This window comes from Acidilobus sp. (assembly GCF_049973875.1).
Lineage (GTDB): Archaea > Thermoproteota > Thermoprotei_A > Sulfolobales > Acidilobaceae > Acidilobus.
Genome location: NZ_JBMFJI010000115.1, coordinates 246 through 593, shown reverse-complemented (window position 1 = coordinate 593; position 348 = coordinate 246). Strand labels below are relative to the sequence as shown.

The window sequence follows — 348 nt, the reverse complement described above, 5'->3', positions numbered from 1 at the left end:
TGGGAAGGACCCTCTCCAGGGGCCCGCCATCGCCGGATCCCCTCTACAGGAGGTGGATAGATCAGTACTCCGGCCCTGAGTATCAGGAGGAGGTCCGCAGGCTCATCGATGCCGTGGACTCCATCGCGGCGGACGACGGTACCCTGGAGGCCATGAGGCGCGCGTACCGCACGTCCGCCATCTACGAGTACATGTTCTGGGACGATGCGTACACGGGCGGGCGCTTCCCCTACCCAGTGCGCCCTCCGGATATGGCGTGAACGCGCCGGCGCGCTGTACTGGCTCCGGACGGGAGAATAGAGGAAAGATTTATATTAACAATGTTTCCTAGTTAGTTCGGTGAAGAAA

At 60.9% G+C, this 348-nt stretch carries 1 pseudogene; it reads left to right on the top strand.

Annotation, left to right across the window (positions count from 1 at the left end):
* Window positions 1-260, top strand: a pseudogene (locus ACP5H1_RS08600) (thiaminase II); the annotation flags it as partial.
* Window positions 261-348: the final 88 nt, after the last annotated feature.